This is a genomic window from Geodermatophilus sp. SYSU D00965, assembly GCF_054050075.1.
Map to the genome: position 1 here is coordinate 1 of NZ_JBJGYQ010000002.1, position 18,091 is coordinate 18,091.

Annotated in this window: 17 protein-coding genes; 10 read left to right on the forward strand and 7 right to left on the reverse strand. The window is 74.4% G+C overall.

The features are described 5' to 3' along the window. Positions 1-144 precede the first annotated feature (144 nt). The gene (locus ACI789_RS01655; RefSeq protein ID WP_457006406.1) at positions 145-594 is read left to right on the forward strand and encodes a diaminopimelate epimerase; all 450 of its coding nucleotides are present in this window, start codon (positions 145-147) and stop codon (positions 592-594) included. Positions 595-611: 17 nt separating this feature from the next. Here the strand turns inward: ACI789_RS01655 and ACI789_RS01660 are convergent, their stop codons facing one another. After that, positions 612-815 (reverse strand): hypothetical protein, encoded by a 204-nt coding sequence (locus tag ACI789_RS01660; RefSeq protein ID WP_457006407.1) that lies wholly within the window; start codon positions 813-815, stop codon positions 612-614. Between the two features lie 146 nt (positions 816-961). Between ACI789_RS01660 and hflX the strand changes: the two genes are divergently transcribed. The 3 genes from hflX to ACI789_RS01675 all read left to right on the forward strand — a co-directional run bounded on the left by hflX (position 962) and on the right by ACI789_RS01675 (position 4,290). Then, entirely contained in the window at positions 962-2,452 is a 1,491-nt protein-coding gene (gene hflX / locus ACI789_RS01665; protein WP_457006408.1) for a GTPase HflX, read from the forward strand. Between the two features lie 67 nt (positions 2,453-2,519). Beyond that, positions 2,520-3,269 (forward strand): phosphatase PAP2 family protein, encoded by a 750-nt coding sequence (locus ACI789_RS01670; protein WP_457006409.1) that lies wholly within the window; start codon positions 2,520-2,522, stop codon positions 3,267-3,269. Continuing rightward, on the forward strand, positions 3,241-4,290 hold the full coding sequence (locus tag ACI789_RS01675) for a hypothetical protein (RefSeq protein ID WP_457006410.1): 1,050 nt from the start codon (positions 3,241-3,243) through the stop codon (positions 4,288-4,290). Before ACI789_RS01670 ends, ACI789_RS01675 begins: the two co-directional genes overlap by 29 nt. Positions 4,291-4,353: 63 nt before the next feature. On the opposite strand, the gene lexA is transcribed toward ACI789_RS01675, so the two are convergent. Next, positions 4,354-5,106, reverse strand: a complete 753-nt coding sequence (lexA, locus tag ACI789_RS01680; RefSeq protein WP_457006411.1) for a transcriptional repressor LexA — start codon at positions 5,104-5,106, stop codon at positions 4,354-4,356. A 202-nt stretch (positions 5,107-5,308) separates the two neighbouring features. On the opposite strand from lexA, the gene ACI789_RS01685 reads away from it, so the two are divergent. The 6 genes from ACI789_RS01685 (at position 5,309) to ACI789_RS01710 (ending at position 14,056) form a co-directional block, all read left to right on the forward strand. Next, entirely contained in the window at positions 5,309-5,956 is a 648-nt protein-coding gene (locus tag ACI789_RS01685) for a LysM peptidoglycan-binding domain-containing protein (RefSeq protein ID WP_457006412.1), read from the forward strand. Between the two features lie 140 nt (positions 5,957-6,096). Beyond that, a complete protein-coding gene (locus tag ACI789_RS01690; RefSeq protein WP_457006413.1) occupies positions 6,097-6,708 on the forward strand; it encodes a hypothetical protein in 612 nt (203 codons plus the stop codon). Between the two features lie 385 nt (positions 6,709-7,093). Further along, entirely contained in the window at positions 7,094-7,651 is a 558-nt protein-coding gene (gene nrdR, locus ACI789_RS01695) for a transcriptional regulator NrdR (protein WP_457006414.1), read from the forward strand. Positions 7,652-7,742: 91 nt separating this feature from the next. Then, positions 7,743-10,607, forward strand: a complete 2,865-nt coding sequence (locus ACI789_RS01700; protein ID WP_457006415.1) for a vitamin B12-dependent ribonucleotide reductase — start codon at positions 7,743-7,745, stop codon at positions 10,605-10,607. 290 nt (positions 10,608-10,897) lie between these two features. Next, on the forward strand, positions 10,898-12,907 hold the full coding sequence (locus ACI789_RS01705; protein ID WP_457006416.1) for a SpoIIE family protein phosphatase: 2,010 nt from the start codon (positions 10,898-10,900) through the stop codon (positions 12,905-12,907). Between the two features lie 444 nt (positions 12,908-13,351). Beyond that, complete coding sequence (locus ACI789_RS01710) at positions 13,352-14,056, forward strand: SemiSWEET transporter (protein ID WP_457006417.1); 705 nt, start codon at positions 13,352-13,354, stop codon at positions 14,054-14,056. A 104-nt stretch (positions 14,057-14,160) separates the two neighbouring features. On the opposite strand, the gene ACI789_RS01715 is transcribed toward ACI789_RS01710, so the two are convergent. The 5 genes from ACI789_RS01715 to ACI789_RS01735 all read right to left on the reverse strand — a co-directional run bounded on the left by ACI789_RS01715 (position 14,161) and on the right by ACI789_RS01735 (position 18,064). After that, positions 14,161-15,000 (reverse strand): LysM peptidoglycan-binding domain-containing protein, encoded by an 840-nt coding sequence (locus tag ACI789_RS01715; RefSeq protein WP_457006418.1) that lies wholly within the window; start codon positions 14,998-15,000, stop codon positions 14,161-14,163. A 433-nt stretch (positions 15,001-15,433) separates the two neighbouring features. After that, positions 15,434-15,937, reverse strand: coding sequence for a VOC family protein (locus ACI789_RS01720; protein WP_457006419.1), 504 nt, complete (start codon positions 15,935-15,937; stop codon positions 15,434-15,436). Positions 15,938-15,964: 27 nt separating this feature from the next. After that, positions 15,965-16,483 (reverse strand): GNAT family N-acetyltransferase, encoded by a 519-nt coding sequence (locus ACI789_RS01725; RefSeq protein ID WP_457006662.1) that lies wholly within the window; start codon positions 16,481-16,483, stop codon positions 15,965-15,967. Next, positions 16,417-16,731: a hypothetical protein gene (locus ACI789_RS01730; RefSeq protein WP_457006666.1), complete on the reverse strand. Its 315-nt coding sequence runs from the start codon at positions 16,729-16,731 to the stop codon at positions 16,417-16,419. The genes ACI789_RS01725 and ACI789_RS01730 overlap by 67 nt, the downstream gene beginning before the upstream one ends. A gap of 340 nt (positions 16,732-17,071) precedes the next feature. Further along, complete coding sequence (locus tag ACI789_RS01735; RefSeq protein WP_457006420.1) at positions 17,072-18,064, reverse strand: ABC transporter substrate-binding protein; 993 nt, start codon at positions 18,062-18,064, stop codon at positions 17,072-17,074. Positions 18,065-18,091 lie beyond the last annotated feature (27 nt).

Genomic DNA, 18,091 nt, shown 5'->3' on the forward strand with positions numbered 1-18,091 from the left:
CACATCCACGAACCACCAGCGCCCGGAGCGCGCGCGCCCGGCCTCCCCCCCCCGCCCCCCCCCCCCCGCCCCCCCCCCCCCCCCCCCGCCCCCCCCCCCCCCCCCCCCCCCCCCCCCCCCCCCGACGGCGGGTACTGGGTCGACATGGGGCCCGCCCGGCCCTTCGGCCACGGGGCGGCGCAGCTGGACGGGACGTCGTTCCCCGGCCGCGCGGTGTCGATGGGCAACCCGCACCTGGCCTGCCTGACCGACGTCGACGTCGACACCCTCGACCTCGGCACCGGACCCGGCGTCGACCCGGCGCTGTTCCCGGACGGGGTCAACGTCGAGTTCGTCAACGTGCTCGAGCCCGCCGCGCACGTCCGGCTTCGGGTGTCGGAGCGGGGCGTGGGGGAGACCCGCTCGTGCGGCACCGGCGCCTGCGCGGCGGCGTGGACGGCGCTCGAGGCCGGCGGGGCCGATGCGGGGACGGTGGTCGTCGACGTCCCCGGCGGCCGGCTCACCGTCCGCGTCGACGCGACGACGACGGTGCTCACCGGCCCCGCGGTCGTGGTGGCCGCGGGCGAGCTGACCCCCGAGTGGCTCGGGAACTGACCCGCCCGCGGAGTCCCTCAGCTCTTCGGCGTCTCCTCGCCCTCCGGAGCCTCCGGCATCATCGACTCGCCGGCGGTGCCGGGGCTGCCCGACGGCCGGCCGCGGCCGCTGTCCTGGTCGGGACCGGCGCCCAGGGGGTTGCGCGGCGGGTTGAGGCCCTTGGGGTCACGGCCCGGGTCGTCGAGTTCCTCGTCGGCGCCCGGGCTGCTGCTCTCGGTCATGCTCGGCCTCCTCGTGCTCGTCGGGGTCCGGCCCTACCCGGCGCCACCCCGGTCACGCGTCGGGATGGTCCCGGGCGGCCGCGGTGTTGTACCGGGCGATGACAACTCAGATGCCCCGGCAGGTGGGGCGTGCCACGCTGGACACGATGACGACAGCACAGAACCGCGCCGGCCACGGCGGCGCCGAGGAGCGGGCCCTCCGGGCCGCCCCCGAGCCGGCCGAGGAGGCGACCCGTCCCGACGAGCGATGGGACGAGCCGGAGGAGACGACCGGCTCCTACGACCTCGAGGCGCGCGGCGCGCTGCGCCGCGTGGCGGGCCTGTCCACCGAGCTCGCCGACGTCACCGAGGTCGAGTACCGCCAGCTGCGCCTGGAGCGCGTCGTGCTGGTCGGTGTCTGGACCGAGGGGACCCAGGCCGACGCCGACCGCTCCCTCGCCGAGCTCGCCGCGCTGGCCGAGACCGCCGGCTCACAGGTCCTGGAGGCGGTGAGCCAGCGGCGCGACAAGCCCGACGCGGGCACCTACGTCGGCTCGGGCAAGGCCGCCGAGATCCGCGACATCGTCGCCGCGGCCGGCGCCGACACGGTGATCTGCGACGGCGAGCTCACGCCCGGCCAGCTCAACGCGTTGGAGAAGATCCTCAAGGTCAAGGTGGTCGACCGGACCGCGCTGATCCTCGACATCTTCGCCCAGCACGCGTCGAGCCGGGAGGGCAAGGCGCAGGTCGAGCTGGCCCAGATGCAGTACATGCTCCCCCGGCTGCGCGGGTGGGGTGAGTCGCTGTCCCGGCAGGCCGGTGGCCGGGTCGCCGGCGGTGGCGGCATCGGTACCCGCGGTCCGGGTGAGACGAAGATCGAGACCGACCGGCGGCGCATCCGCGCCCGGGTCAGCAAGCTGCGGCGGGAGATCGCCGGCATGGCGACCGCCCGGGCCACCCAGCGCAGCAGCCGGGGGCGCAACGCCGTCCCGAGCGTGGCGATCGCCGGCTACACCAACGCCGGCAAGTCCAGCCTGCTCAACCGGCTGACCGGCGCCGGGGTGCTGGTGGAGAACGCCCTGTTCGCCACCCTGGACCCGACGGTCCGGCGGGCGCAGTCCCCGGACGGCCGGGAGTACACCCTCACCGACACCGTCGGCTTCGTGCGGCACCTGCCGCACCAGTTGGTCGACGCCTTCCGGTCCACGCTCGAGGAGGTGGCCGCCGCCGACCTGCTGCTGCACGTCGTCGACGGCTCCGACCCCGACCCGCTGGGCCAGATCGACGCCGTCCACGTCGTCCTCCAGGAGATCGACGCCTCGGCGGTCCCCGAGCTGGTCGTCGTCAACAAGGTCGACGCGATGAGCGAGGAGGACATCCTCATGCTCCGCCGGGCGCTGCCCGGCGCGGTGTGGGTGTCGGCCCGCACCGGCCAGGGCGTCGAGCAGCTCCGCGACATCGTCGCCGCACGGCTGCCCCGCCCGGACGTCGACGTCGACGTGCTGGTGCCCTACGACCGCGGCGACCTGGTCGCGCGCGTGCACCGCGACGGCGAGGTGCTCCGGGAGGAGCACGAGGCCGGCGGGACCCGGCTGACCGCCCGGGTGGACGGCGCCCTCGCCGCCGCCCTGGAGGAGTTCGCCGCTCCGGTCGGCTGACCGGGGCGGCGCGCCCGCTCCGGTCCGCCGAGGTCACGATCGGGTCACGTCCCGGTACCGTGAGGACGTGACCAGCGGCGCGGTGCGGCGACGGCCGGGCGAGCGCCCAGCTGCCGGCGACGTCGCGACCGCGCCGCACGAGCGGGTCGTCTCCGTCGGCCGGCCGCCGTGGTGGCTGCTCGGCGTGGCCCTGCTCGTCACCGTCGCGGTCACCGCCGACCTGCTCAGCCGCGGCGTCCTCGAGCGGATGGACCTGCGGGTCTCCGAGGTGGTCAGCTCCTGGGACCTCAAGGACTCCGCGGCGTACTGGCCGGTCTGGGCGGTCACCCAGCTCGGCGGGCGCGGCTTCATCCTGATCGTCCTGGCGGGCCTGGTGAGCTACCTGCTCTGGTCGCGCCGGACGGTCGTGCCGCTGCTACGGGTCCTGGTCGCGCTGGCGCTGCTCACCGTGGTCGTCTACGGCTTCAAGTACGGGACGGGGCGCACCGCGCCGGCCTACCCGGGGTCGTTCTTCCACCGCGACGGCCAGTCCTATCCGTCGGGCCACGTGGCCAACGCGGTGCTGATGTGGGGCGTCGCCCGCTGGCAGGCGGTGGAGTTCCGCCTCTCGGCCGGCGTGCAGCGGACGTTCCGGCTGCTGAGCGTGGCCGGACCGGTGGCCACCGGCGTGGCCATGGTGTCCCTGGACTTCCACTGGGTCACCGACGCCGTGGTCGGAGCGGCCGTCGGCACCCTGCTGCTGGGCGTGGTTCACGCACTGGACGCAGTCGCGATGTCACGCTGGGTGGGTGCCCGAGCTGGCCGCCCGTCCGCGTAGCGGCACCGCGGTACGGCGTCTGGCAGCGGGGTCGGCCCTCGCGCTGACGCTCGTGCTCGGTGCCGCTGTGCCCGCGTACGCCGAGGAGGCCGCGGGCCCGCGCACGCAGTGCCAGGTCACCGACCCGCGCCTGCCGGAGCTCTCCGGCCTGGCGGTGGTGGGCAACCGCATGCTGGCCATCGACGACGGCGGGGACCGGGTCGACGTGTACGTCCTGGACGCCACCTGCCAGGTGATCGACGTGCGCAGCACGGCGGTGGACCCCTACGACCCCGAGGACCTCGCGGTGGCGGCCGACGGGACGGTGTGGCTGGCCGACACCGGGGACAACAACGGCACGCGGGAGACGGTGGCGCTCATCGCCCTGCGCCCGGACGACACCACCGAGGTCTACCGGCTGGCCTTCCCCGCGGGGCCCCGGGACGTGGAGGCGCTGCTGCTCGCCCCCGACGGCACGCCGTACCTGGTGTCCAAGGAGGTGCTCGGCGCGAGCAAGGTGTACCGCCCCGTGAGCGCCCTCGTGGACGCCGGCACGGTCGGCCTCACCGAGGTGGCCGGCGTCGAGTTCACGCTCACCGGCACCCCGGGTGGCCCCGTCGGGCGCGCCGGCCAGCTCATGGTCACCGGGGGAGCGGTGTCGCCCGACGGCCGCTTCGTCGCGCTGCGCACCTACACCGAAGCCTACGTCTGGCCGTTGTCGGGATCCGACGTGGCCGGTGCGCTGGCCGCCGACCCGGTCCGGCTGCCCCTGCCCGAGTCGCCGCAGGGTGAGGCGGTCAGCTTCACCGCCGACACGACCGGCCTGGTCGTGTCCAGCGAGGGCCTGCCGGCCGACGTCACGGTCGTCCCGTTGAGCGCGGTCCCCAGCCCGGCCGCGGCCTCCGGGCCGGCGGACGGCTCCGTGCCGGACCTGCTCAGCACCGACGACGGCGGCGCGACGGCCATCGCGGCCGGCGTGCTCGCTGCGGTCGTCGCCGCCGCGCTGGTGTGGATCGTCGGGAGGCTGCGCCGCCGCTCCTGAGCGCGCGGCGGCGCTGTGCTGAGCGTGCGGTGGCGCTGAACTGAGCGCGCGGCGGCGCGCGCGTCAGACCCGGCGCAGCACCGTCACGACGCGGCCCAGGATGGTCGCCTCGTCACCGGGGATCGGCTCGTACGCGGGGTTGTGCGGCAGCAGCCACACGTGGCCGTCGCGGCGCTTGTAGGTCTTGACCGTCGCCTCGCCGTCGATCATGGCCGCGACGATCTCGCCGTTCTCGGCGGTCGGCTGCTGGCGCACCACGACCCAGTCTCCGTCGCAGATGGCGGCCTCGACCATCGAGTCACCGGCCACCTTCAGCATGAACAGCGTGCCCTCGCCGACCAGTTCGCGAGGCAGGGGGAAGACGTCCTCGACGGCCTGCTCGGCGAGCACCGGGCCACCGGCGGCGATCCGGCCCACCAGGGGCACGTAGGTCGGGGCGGGACCCTCCTCGGCGCCGGCGGGGGCGGCCGGGGCGACGAGCTCCGCGGGGGCGTCGCCGGGCAGGCGCACGTCGAGGGCCCGGGGCCGGTTCGGGTCGCGGCGCAGCCAGCCCTTCTTCTGCAGGACCGTCAGCTGGTGGGCCACCGAGGAGGCCGAGGACAGGCCGACGGCCTCACCGATCTCGCGCACCGAGGGCGGGTACCCGCGGCGGTCGATCGAGTCGCGGATGACCTCGAGGACGCGGCGCTGCCGCTGGGTCAGGCCGTCGCCGGCCTCGCCCCGGTCGGGGAAGGTGCGCACGGCTGCCGTCTCGGTGGTCGCCGGCGTGCCGGCCGTCCTCCGGCGGCTCCCCGACGTCCCGCTCTTCTCCGCCACCGTCGCCTCCTCGTCGGCTGCTCACCGCAGCACGTCTCGTCCGTCAGGACCGACCGTAGCGTGCTCGGCGCCCTCGATCAAACACATGTTCGAAGCGCTCGGCGGGGCGGGATGGCGTTTGTCGGACCCGTCCGGTAGACATCGCACAGACGTTCGAATCGAACAGGCGTTCGACGGTGCGGGTCGGTCGGGAGGAGTGGTCGTGGCAGGCGTGCAGCAGGCGGTGCTGGACTTCGACGACGCGGTGCAGGTGCCCTGGCGGCCCCGGCTCCGGGCGGTGCCGGGAGGTGTCGGGAGCGAGCCGGGGCACTCGCCGCGGCCCGCCGTGTCGCGGACGGTCCCGTCCCGGGTGGGTGCCGACCTGCCGGCGGTGCAGGCGCCGTCCCGGTCGGCGGTCGCGGAAGGTGTTCGGCCGGGCGTCGCGGCGGCCCGGCCGGTGCCCGTGCGGCCCCGGGTGGCGCGCCCGGTGCCGGCGCGTCCGGCCGGAGCGGCGGTGCCCGGTGCGCCGTCGGCTCGCCCGGTGCGCGGGGGGTGTGGCAGGGTCGGCGGTGCCGCCGGCTCGCGGCTGCGGCTCACCCGGCGGGCCCGCCGGCTGTCGGTGGTCCTCGCTCTGGGTGCCGGCGTGGCGCTGGGGTCGTGGCTCGGTCCCCTGGTGGCCGGCGGTGACGGCGACCTGCGGTTGGCCGGGGAGCGCAGCGTCGTCGTGCAGGCCGGGGACAGCGTGTGGTCGATCGCCGCCGACTTCGCCGGGCCGGACGAGGACGTACGCGCGGTGGTCGACGCGATCGAGGAGATCAACGACCTCGACGGCGCCCGGGTCGTCCCGGGCCAGGTGCTCCAGCTGCCCTGACGTCGCCGACGAACCGTGCCGCCGCCCGGCACGGTCCCGGCCGAGGCCAGACAGCGACAAGGCGGACCGGCCAGGTTCGTCAACCCTCCGTGCGGAGGCGTTGACGCTCTGTGGTCATCGGGCCACCTAACGTCAGTGCCGTGTCGCGGACGTCCGGAGGCCGAGCAGCGGTCTTCACCCAGCAGTTGCAGTCGGTCGAGGTGTCCGTGGACGGAGCCTGGTGGCCGGGGGCGATCCTCGGCTGGCGCCACGACGCGCAGGGCTCCTGCGAGGTCTGGGTCCGGGTGGCGGTCGCCGGCCGCGACCGCGAGATCTGGACCGCGCTGAGCGATCTGCGACTGCCCGAGCCGCGTCCGGCGATCGCCGGCGCCGCCGCGGCGGTCCCCGGTGCGGGTGCCGGCGCGCCGGTGCTCGACCTCGGGCGCGCCGCGGCCCGCGAGCGGCTGGTCGCCGGCGTGCTGGGCGCGCCGGCTCTGGCGCCGGCCGGGGGTGCCGGTCCGTCCCGGCGTCGCCACGGTGGTGACGTCACCGCGGAGATGCCGGCGGTCGGCGGCGCGTTCGCCGGCCGTCACCGGGCGCCCGCCGCGGCGGCAGGGAGGCACCGGGCGGCCGACGACGACACCCGCGTCGACCTCCAGGCGGTCACCGTCCCGCCGCGCCCCGAGCTCGACTGCCTCACCCGGCCCCTGCGCCTGGGGGACCGCGTGCCGCGGCCGCGCAGCCCCCGTGCCGACGGCGTCGTCCGCGCCTGACCCGCTTCCGTCCCGTCGTCGCGGTCGTCTCGCCGACACGCCATACACCCCTCCGGCGCCCTCGAGCGACCCCCGCGGGGCGTGTCGCGACGGATCGCCGTGGCCGGTGTGACGGCAGAGCGCCCCTGGTCACGGCCGTGTCTCGAGGGCGTGTCCCGGCTTGCAGATCTTGTGGGCCGCGGCCTAGGGTTCCCCTACATCTAGTAGTTGCACCGTTGTAAGCCCGTCCACAGGCCGGTCCTCAGGTTCTCCCCGTGGCGTCCACCGGATGTCCCCAGGAGGGTCCACAGCCGACCTCCCGGGCCCGGCGCTCCGGCCGCTCCGCGGCCACCGCGCCGGCCGGGCGGAGCGATCGACGGACCACCACGAGGGGAGGGGAGTCGCCGTGCGCTGCCCCTTCTGCCACAACCCCGACAGCCGGGTCATCGACTCGCGCGAGGCCGACGAGGGGGCGACCACCCGTCGCCGCCGGTCGTGCCCCGCGTGCGGACGGCGGTTCACCACGGTGGAGGAGGCCGTCCTCGCCGTGGTGAAGCGCAGCGGCGTCAGCGAGCCGTTCAACCGCACCAAGGTGGTCGCCGGCGTCCGCCGGGCCTGTCAGGGGCGGCCGGTCGACGAGGACCAGCTGCAGCAGCTCGCGCAGCAGGTGGAGGACGCCATCCGGGCGAGCGGGGCCGCGGAGGTCCCCAGCCACGAGGTCGGGCTGGCGATCCTGCGGCCGCTGCGCGAGCTGGACGAGGTCGCCTACCTGCGCTTCGCCAGCGTCTACCGCGCCTTCACCTCGCTGGAGGACTTCGAGAAGGAGATCACCGAGCTCCGGGCCCGGCACGTCGCTGCCGGGACCCCGCCGCTCCCTGGCATGCAGGACACCCCGCCGGCGCCGCGCCGGCGGGGGAGTGGGCGGGGCCAGGCCGCCTCCGCCGGCAGTGCCGCCGGCACCTGAGAACTGTCAGCACCACCCGCTAGAACAGAGTGCGGCTCTCTTCCCCAGCCGCCTTCCCCACCAGCAGGACCCACAACAGAGGGAGAGCTCCGTGACCGAGACCGAGGATCGCTTGACCGGCCGCACGCGTCGCGCCGCCAAGGCGCCGACCCGGGGGAAGGGCCTCAAGGTCAAGCGTGTCTTCACCACCGCCGGGGTGCACCCGTACGACGAGGTGACCTGGGAGCGTCGTGACGTCGTCATGACGAACTGGCGGGACGGGTCGATCAACTTCGAGCAGCGCGGCGTGGAGTTCCCCGCCTCGTGGAGCATCAACGCCACCAACATCGTCACCACGAAGTACTTCCGTGGCGCCGTGGGCACCCCGCAGCGGGAGAGCAGCCTGCGTCAGCTGATCGACCGGGTCGTGCTCACCTACGGGCAGGCCGGCCGCGAGCACGGCTACTTCGCCACCGAGGGCGACGCGGAGATCTTCGAGCACGAGCTGACCTGGATGCTGCTGCACCAGTACTTCAGCTTCAACTCGCCCGTCTGGTTCAACGTCGGCACGAGCGCCCCGCAGCAGGTGAGCGCCTGCTTCATCCTCGCCGTCGACGACACGATGGACTCGATCCTGAACTGGTACCGGGAAGAGGGGCTGATCTTCAAGGGCGGCTCCGGCGCCGGCCTGAACCTGTCCCGGATCCGCTCGTCCAAGGAGCTGCTGTCCTCCGGCGGCACGGCCTCCGGCCCGGTGTCCTTCATGCGTGGTGCCGACGCCTCCGCGGGCACCATCAAGTCCGGTGGCGCCACCCGTCGCGCGGCGAAGATGGTCGTCCTCGACATCGACCACCCCGACATCGAGGAGTTCATCGAGACCAAGGCGCGCGAGGAGGACAAGATCCGCGCGCTGCGCGACGCCGGGTACGACATGGACCTCGGCGGCAAGGACATCACCAGCGTCCAGTACCAGAACGCCAACAACTCCGTCCGCGTCTCCGACGAGTTCATGCGGGCGGTCGAGGACGGCACCGAGTTCGGCCTGCGCGCCCGGCTCGACGGTGCGGTCATCGAGACCGTCGACGCCAAGTCGCTGTTCCGCAAGGTCACCCAGGCCGCCTGGGAGTGCGCCGACCCGGGCATCCAGTACGACGACACGATCAACGACTGGCACACCAACCCCGAGACCGGCCGGATCAACGCGTCCAACCCGTGCTCGGAGTACATGAGCCTGGACAACAGCTCGTGCAACCTCGCGTCGCTGAACCTCATGAAGTTCCTCAAGGACGACGGCACGTTCGACGCCAAGAACTTCGTCAAGGCCGTCGAGCTGGTCATCACCGCGATGGACATCTCGATCTGCTTCGCCGACTTCCCGACCGACCCGATCGGTGAGACCACCCGCGCCTACCGCCAGCTGGGCATCGGCTACGCCAACCTCGGCGCGCTGCTGATGGCGACCGGGCACGCCTACGACTCGCGCGGCGGCCAGACCCTCGCCGCGGCGATCACCTCGCTGATGACCGGCACTGCCTTCCGCCGCTCGGCCGAGCTCGCCGGCATCGTCGGCGCGTACGAGGGCTACGCCCGCAACGCCGACGCCCACGCGCGGGTCATGCGCAAGCACGCCGCCGCCAACGACGCCATCCGTCCGGTGGGCGCCGACGACGCCGACGTGCTCAAGGCCGCGACGGCCCAGTGGCAGGAGTGCCTGGCGATCGGCGCGGACTTCGGCTGGCGCAACGCCCAGGCCTCCGTGCTGGCCCCCACCGGGACCATCGGCTTCATGATGGACTGCGACACGACCGGCATCGAGCCGGACTTCTCGCTGGTCAAGTACAAGAAGCTGGTCGGCGGCGGCTCCATGCAGATCGTCAACCAGACCGTGCCGCGGGCCCTGCACAGCCTGGGCTACCAGGACGAGCAGATCGAGGCGATCGTCGAGTACATCGCCGAGCACGGCCACGTCGTCGACGCCCCGAGCCTGCGCCCCGAGCACTACGAGGTGTTCGACTGCGCGATGGGCGAGCGGGCCATCTCCCCGATGGGCCACGTCCGGATGATGGCCGCGGTGCAGCCGTTCATCTCCGGCGCCATCAGCAAGACGGTCAACATGCCGGAGACGGCGACCGTCGAGGACGTCGAGAACATCTACTTCCAGGGCTGGAAGCTCGGCCTCAAGGCGCTGGCGATCTACCGCGACAACTGCAAGGTCGGCCAGCCGCTCTCCGACGCCAAGGCCAAGAAGGCCGACGCGAAGGTGGAGACCGCGGCCGCCGCTCCCGCGGCGCTGTCGCACCCGGTGCGCAAGCGGCTGCCCAAGAAGCGGACCAGCATGACCACGTCGTTCAGCGTCGCCGGTGCCGAGGGCTACATGACCGCCGGCATGTACGAGGACGGCAGCCTCGGCGAGGTCTTCCTCAAGCTGGGCAAGCAGGGCTCGACCCTGGCCGGTGTCATGGACGCCTTCTCGATCGGCATCTCGATCGCGCTGCAGCACGGTGTGCCGCTGGAGACCTACATCCAGAAGTTCACCAACATGCGGTTCGAGCCCGCCGGCATGACCGACGACCCGGACATCCGGATCGCGCAGTCGGTGATGGACTACATCTTCCGTCGCCTGGCGCTGGACCACCTGCCGGTGGAGAAGCGCGCCAACCTCGGCATCTTCAGCGCCGAGGAGCGGGCCGCCCAGGTCTCCGGCTACGGCGCCTCGGCCTCCACCGCCGAGGTCGTCGAGGAGGACGAGGTCGACCTGGAGGCGCTGCGCACCTCCGCGCCGGCCGAGGGCCCGGCCAAGCCGGAGCCGAAGGCGGACAAGCCGGTCAAGGAGGCGCACTCCTCGGCCGAGCTGCTCGAGCTGGTCACCGGGACGGCCACCGATGCGCCGCTGTGCATGACCTGCGGCACGAAGATGCGCCCGGCCGGCAGCTGCTACGTCTGCGAGGGCTGCGGCTCCACCAGCGGCTGCAGCTGATGGCGGGGCTCGCCGGGATGTCAGCGCGGACCTCGCCTGATGTCCCGGCGGGCTCGCCGGGATGTCAGCGCGCTCGGCACTGACACCGGTTGCACCGACCTGCACCACCCCGTCGCCCCGGCTGCCAAGTGCGGCCGGGGCCGACGTGTAGTGCCCCCACCGGAGTGAGCAGGGATCCGGTGTCCCTGCCCGCGCTGCGGTGACGTCCACGGCGACGGCGGCCGCTGCCCACGGTCCTGGTCGGCACCCCGCCGATGGCAGCGGTGCGGCGGGCGGGAGAAGGTGTAGGGGTGAGCGGGGAGGGCAGTGGCGGGGCCGGCGGCGAGGAGGAGGCGCTGCGGCGGCAGGTGGGAGACGCCGAGGCGGTGCGCGCGGCCTTCGAGGAGATGCCGCTGCTGCTGGTCAGCATGGACGGTCCCGAGCACACCTTCGCGGCGGCGAACGCCGTCTACCGGGCGTTCGTGGGCAGACCTGCGTTCATCGGCGTCCCGATCCGGCAGGCGATACCCGAGCTGGCCGGGCAGCAGGTCGTCGAGATGTTCGACCGGGTGTACAGCACCGGAGAGCCCCAGACGGCCCGGGAGTGGCGGGTCCAGCTCGAGCGCGAGGGGACCGGCGCGGTCGAGGAGGTGTACGCCGACTTCACCTGCGTCCCGCGCCGGGCAGCCGACGGCACGGTCATCGGGCTGCTCGCCTTCGCCACCGACGTCACCGAGCGCGTCCGTGAGCGCCAGGCGGCGCAGCAGCAGGTCGACGAGGCCGAGCGGCGCTACCGGGACGCCCGTGACGTCGTGACCGCGTTGCAGGAGGCGCTGCTACCCACCGCGCTGCCGGTGCTCCCCGGCGCCCGGATCGCCGCTCGGTACCTGGTGGCCGCGCACGACCAGGTCGCCGGCGGTGACTGGTTCGACGCCATCCCGCGGGCCGACGGCACCGTGGTCCTCATCGTCGGTGACGTGGTCGGGCACGGCGTGGCCGCGTCGGCCGCGATGGGGCAGCTGCGGGCGGTGCTGGCCGACGCGCTGGCCACCGAGACCGATCCGCTGGCCGCGCTGGTCCGGGCCGACGGGTTCGCCGCGCGGAACCCGGTGCTGCGCGCGACCACCCTGGCCCTGGTCGTCATCGACCCGGCGACCGGAGCGCTGCGCTACGCCAGCTGCGGACAACCCCCGCCGCTGCTCGTCGGCGCCGACGGGACCACCCGGTTCCTGGCCGACACCGGCACAGGTCCGCTGGGCACGGGCTCCACCCCGGTCCTCGCCGACGACACCCTCGACCCCGGCGAGCTGGTCCTGCTCTACAGCGACGGACTGATCGAGCGCCCGAACCGCAGCGTCGACGCCGGCATGACCGAGCTGGCGACCGTCGCCGGCGATGCGGCCGCCAACCGGGCACTGCCGCTGCGCGCCGCCGCATCCTCGGCGGAGCGGGTCTGCCAGCTCACCGTCGAGCTGCTCACCCGCACCGGCTACGCCGACGACGTCACCGTCCTGACCGCCCAGCGCCTGCCCACCCCCGTCGAGCCGCTGGACCTGCAGGCGCCGACCACCCGGTGGAGCCTGCGGCCGCTGCGGGTCAGCTTCGACGAGTGGCTCGACGCCCTCGACCCCGCCGAGAGCGACCGCGTGGCGCTGGAGCTGGCGGTGTGGGAGGCGGTCGCCAACGCCGTCGACCACGCCTACCCGCCCGGGCAACCCGGACCGGTCCGGCTGCAGGCGGCACTCGGTGCTGACGGCGTCCTCGAGTGCCGGATCAGCGACCGGGGCCGCTGGCGGCAGCCCGACCCGACGGTCACCCACCGGGGGCGGGGACTGCTGCTCGCCGAGCAGCTCATCGACCGCCTCGAGGTCCACCACCCACCGCAGGCCGACGCCACCGAGGGCACGGTCGTGGTGCTCCGGCATCGGCTGCACCGGCCCGCGATGCTCGGGTCAGGCACCGACGCCTCACCGGCCGCGCCGGTCCCTCGGCCGGAGTTCACCGTCGACGCCGAGCACGGCGACGGCCATCCCCGGCTACGGGTCCGCGGCCCGGTCGACGTCGTCACCGCCGAGGAGTTCGCCCGCGCGCTGTCCGGCGCCTCCCGCGGCGGGGTGCTGCCGCTGACCGTCGACCTCACCGGCGTGACCCACCTGGCCAGTGCCGGTGTGCAGGTCCTGCACCGGCTGCGCGACCAGCTCGCCGCGCAGCAGCAACCACTGCAGCTGGTCGCCCCGCCCGGCAGTCCCGCGCAGGCGGTGCTCGACCTGGTGCGCTTGCCGCACGTGGCCAGCAACGGCGCGGGAACCGGCGTCGCGTGAACCGCTGACGCTGGACCCGAGCTGGTGCAGGCAGTGCCGACCTGCGGCGACGACCCGATCCACTCGGTCGGGAGCCGGCACGGTGGGCTGCCGACGACCAGGCCCATCCCGGGGAACTGCCGGACCGGACGTGGCCGGTCGCGCGCCGGCCTGTCCCGGCAACTCCTGCTCGCCGGGGACCTGCGACCAGTGCCGGCGTGCACCACCGGCCCGTGAGCGCGTCCGACGGCGAGTGGCGCGGGCCACGGCGATGAGCAGGGTCACAGGGAGATAACGGCGAATCACTTCCCGTCACCGGTCGACGGCGCCGATGACCCCTGTGGCCATCGTGCAGCGCCTGCGGCTCCGCTCAGTGACGAGGGTTCCGAACCGGTGTGCGGCTGATCCCCACCGGCCGGTGGCCACGCCCATCTGACGTCACCTGAACGGATCTCCCGCTCCACCATGATCGCCGCTCTCGGCTTCTTCGCGGCCACACTCAGCATCTGCAACACCTGGCCCCAGGTCTGGCGGTCCTGCCGGCACGGCCGCACCCTCGGTCTCTCCCCGACGGCCGCCTGGCTCGGCGTCGGCCTCAACCTGTGCTGGCTGACCTTCGGCGTCCTCACCGCTGACCCGGCCCAGGTGCTCACCAACGCCGTCGTCGGCGCGGGCAACACCGCGGTGCTGGTCGCCGTGCTCGCCACGCGACCGCAGCTGCGCTCGACGCGGGTGCTCCTGCCGACCGCGGCCGGCTGCGCGGCCCTCGTCGCGCTGGCGGCCGGCAGCGCCGCCGCGGTGACCGTGCTCGGGGTCGCCCCGGCCGTGGTCGCCACCACGCTCGGCGCGGTGATCACCGTGATCGGTGCGGCTGCTGCCGTGCCGCAGCCGCTGAGCCTCCTGCGCGATCCCACCCAGGACCTGTCGGGGCTGTCCCCGGCGCGGTGGTGGCTGGGCGCGGGCTCGTGCGCCACCTGGGTCGTCTACGCCTGGCTGCACGGCCAGCCGGTGCTGTGCCTGTCGGCGGGCTTCGGGCTGTGCTGCGCCCTCGTCATCTGCGGGGTCCTGCGCGCCGCCCGGCGGACGGCGCGGCCCGCCGCCACCGCCACGGTCACCGCGCTGCGGCCGGCGCCGGTCCGGACCGACGCCCGCGTGGTGCTCGCCGCCTGACCGCGGCCGTCGTCCGCGGACCCGGTACGACAGAGCGACCCCCTGCCCGTTCGACGGGCAGGGGGTCGCTCCGGTCCAGCAACCTGGGCGTGGGAGCCCGGGGGTCAGCCGACGTAGTTCACGTGCACGTGGTCGAAGTGGTTGGCCGTCGCGCTGCCGCGGTCCTCCATCGGCTTCCAGGAGCCGGTCGGGGAGGTCAGGATCCGCTGCTGCCAGATGACGTACTCCACGCCGAGCTCGTCCCAGTGGTCGATCTGGTACTGGGCGATGGCGTCGCCGAGGGCGGCGTCGGACAGCACCATGTAGTCCAGCGCCAGCCCGGAGGGGTGACCGTGCGGGTCGACCGCGCTGGAACGGGTGCCGCCGATGGTGATCCCGGCGGCGCCGGGCACGTTCGTGACGACGGCGTCGGCCGCCGCCTGGGCCTGCGGGCGCACGGCCCCGGCGCTGTTGGTGATCTGCGCCGTCGCGGGGGCGGGCGCGGGTGCAGCAGCGGGCGCGGCCGGAGCGGCCGGTGCCGGGGCGGCGGCCGCCACGGGCGCGGAGTTGCCCACGCTGCCGACCTCGACGGGCGCCGCGGTGGCCTGCGCGTCGCCGGCCACCAACAGCACCTGACCCGGGAGGATCAGGTTCGGGTCGCCGCCGATGAGGCCGACGTTGCGCTGGTACAGGTCCCGCCACGACTGGTCGAGGGTCGCGGCGATCTCCGCCATCGTGTCGCCGCGCTGGACGGTGTAGGAGTCCGCCGGTGCGGCGGCGGCCGTCTCGGCGGCAGGGGTCGGGGTGAGCGGTGCCGCTGCGGCGGCGGGTGCGCCGCCGTCCGCGGCCTGCGCGGGGGAGCTGCTCAGGACGCCGAGTCCGACCACGGTGGCCCCGGCTGCGACGGGGGCCTTGGCGATCGCCTTCTTGGTGCGGACATAGCGCGGCGCGCGGTGCTTGGCCATGGGTGGTCTCCGATCGCCGCCGGCGAGGTGAGCTGTCGGGTTCGGGCGATCGGTGCCCGGCCGCTCGTCGCGGCTTCACCCCGAGGCGCGCCGGGCCCGAAGCCGCGGCGTGCCGAGGAACGTGGGTCCCCCACCCCTGCCCGGAGGTTCCGTGGACGGCGACCGGTGGGCAGGGTTTGGCGGACCGGCGCCGCGCTTCCATCTGCGAAGCGCAGCCAAAACGTTACGTACCGTCATGTGCACTGTCGCCATGACGGCCGTCACAACCTGGGATGTGTGGGACGGACGGGCTGGTCGGGGCGGAACTCCGGCATCCGAGTGGGATGCAGCACAGTCGCCGGCCCCGCGGCACCACGGACGCGCGCCGGCCGGCAGACGGCCAGGTCAGGCCGCACCCGCCGGGCGAGAGGGCGGGTGCGGCCCCCGGGCGGGGTCAGAGCACGTGGTGGCCGTACATCTCCCCGAGCGGGTCGGCGATCAGCTCGATGCGGGCGCCGTCGGGGTCGCGGAAGTACACCGACACCCCGCTGTGCACCTCGTGGGGCACGCCGGCGTCGGTGAGCCGCTGCACCAGCTCCTGCCACCGGTCGGGGGCGACGCTGATCGCCATGTGGTGCAGCCCGCCGAGCACCTCGGCGTAGGGGCCGACGTCGAGGCCGGGGAAGTCGAAGAAGGCGACGAGGTTGCCGTTGCCGATGTCGAAGAAGAAGTGCGACGAGCCCGGGTAGTCGCGGTTCTCGATCAGCTCGGTGAGCGGGAAGCCCAGCACGTCCTGGTAGAAGCGCACGGTGCGCTCCACGTCGCTGCTGATCAGCGCGGTGTGGTGCAGGCCGCGCGCGGTCGTGGCGGGGCGCTCGCCGGCGGGCTTGAGGTGGGCGGCGCGGATGCGGGCGCGTTCGGCGTCCAGCGCGGCGGGGTCGGGAGCGGTGGTGGTCATCGCGGTGGTCCTCTCGGTGGCGGGGCGTCAGCGGTCCGGTGGGGCGGCGGCGGGGGCGAGGTCGAACTGCGCCCGCCGCTCGACGGGCACGAGGTCGAGGTAGGCCGGGTGACGCCGGATGTAGCCGCGGATGAACGGGCAGAACGGCAGCACCGATCGCCCCGAGTCCCGGGTCGCGTCCAGGGCGCCGCGCGCCAGCACCGAGCCGAGCCCGCGGCCCTCGAAGGCCGGGTCCACGACGGTGTGGGTGAAGGCGACCGACGACGCCGTCCGCCGGTACTCGGCGAACCCCGCGACCGCGCCGTCCACCAGCACCTCGAACCGGCCGGCCTCCGGGCGGTCCACCACTGTCGGCTCGTTCTCGGGCATGGCACACCGGTCCTCTCGTTCGACGGTGGAGTCTCCCAGGAGAGGATCGCGCGCGGCCGCAGGTGGCGGGGCCGTCCGGTGCGCAGGTGCGCCCGTCGGCCCCGGTGGGCTCAGCGGCCGGCGGCCCGTGGCCGGGGGACGGCGGGACGGTTGCTGACCCGCCCCTCCATCAGGCAGGTCGTCCCGGCGGCGCGGGTCCGCGCCCCCGCGATGCGCCGGCGGGCCTCGTGCACCAGCGCGCCGTCCTGCCGGGGAGCGCAGACCAGGATCGGGCGGTCCGCCCGGACGGCGGGGTGGGCGAAGGCCTGCTCCACCAGCTGCGTGCTCAGGGGGTCGGGCAGGTCCGGGCCGTCGACCCAGAACTCGACGACGACCTCCTCGTCCGGCTCCCACACGTGGGCCTCGGCCACGGAGGCGTCGGACATCACCACGGTGACGGCGGACGGTTCGACGACCAGCTCCCAGCGCCGTCCGTCCGGTGCACCACCGGGGATGCGGCGGGGTCCGACCGGGGCTGTGGGGGCGGACCGGGGTCGGGGCGTCTGCGCGGCGAGGGTCAACTCGGTGCTCCTCGGGTGGGGTGTGGGACGAGCCGTCTCCACGGTGCCGAGCCGTCGGCGCCCCGAGCAGGGCCGTTGGTCCCGCAGCTCGCCGTCCCCGACGGCGGCGGGCCGGCCGCGGCGCGGAACCGACCCCCCGTGCGCCCGGCCCCGGACGCGCGGACGCCCCGGCCCCTCGGGAGGGGCCGGGGCGGCCGCGCCGGTGTCAGATGACGAACGAGGCCAGGGACTCCGGTGCGAACAGCTCCTCCGGCTCGTACTGCCGGGGGGAGAGCCCCTGCTCGTGGTGGTAGCGCAGGAACGTCTCGAGCGTCGTCCGGTTGGACTCCAGGCCGTAGGGCCACCAGTCCTCGCCGAGGGCCGAGCGGGTGCGCTCGACCTCGGCCCACAGCCACGGCAGGGCGTACCGCAGCGCGGCGGTCTCGCCGATGCCGGCCAGCCCGACCTCCTTGGCCGCGCCGCAGGCCTTGACCAGCTCCTGGGCCAGCCAGCGGTTCTGCTCGTAGACCTCCCGGCGGATCACCAGCGTGTGCATGATCGGGAAGATGCCGGTGCGGGCGTGGAACTGCCGCTCGACCTCCGCCGGGTCGGCGAACAGCCGCCGGATCCCGCCGCCGTCCGCGGTGTTGAACGGCCCCGGGTTGCGGGCGCTGTAGACCGCGTCGAGCTCGCCGTCGAGCAGCATCCGGGACAGCGTGTCGGCGGGGCCGATCGGCGCCACCTCGACGTCGGCCGGCAGGTCCAGCCGCACCTTCTCCGTCCGGCCGGTCTCGTCCAGCCCGCCGGTGCGGTAGCGCACCGACTCGACCGGCAGGCCGTGGTGCTCGGCGAGGATGCCGCGGATCCACACCGAGGCGGTGATCTGGTACTCCGGCACCCCGACGGTCCGGCCGGCGAGCTCGGCCGGGTCCTTGATGTCGGAGTCGGCGCGGACGTAGATGCCGCTGTGCCGGAACGCCCGGGACGGGAACACCGGCACCGCGACGAAGGGGGCGCCCTTGCTCAGCGTCATGACGTAGCTGGACAGGGACAGCTCGGCGATGTCGAACTCGCCGAACTTCAGCATCCGGAAGAACGTCTCCTCGACCGGCAGGTCCAGGAAGTTCAGCTCGGCGCCGCCCACGCGGACGGTGCCGTCGCGCAGGGCCTGCATGCGGTCGTAGGCCTGGCAGGCCATCGTGAAGACGGGTGCGGCCATGGGGCGCACTCCTCTCGTGGTTCGGGA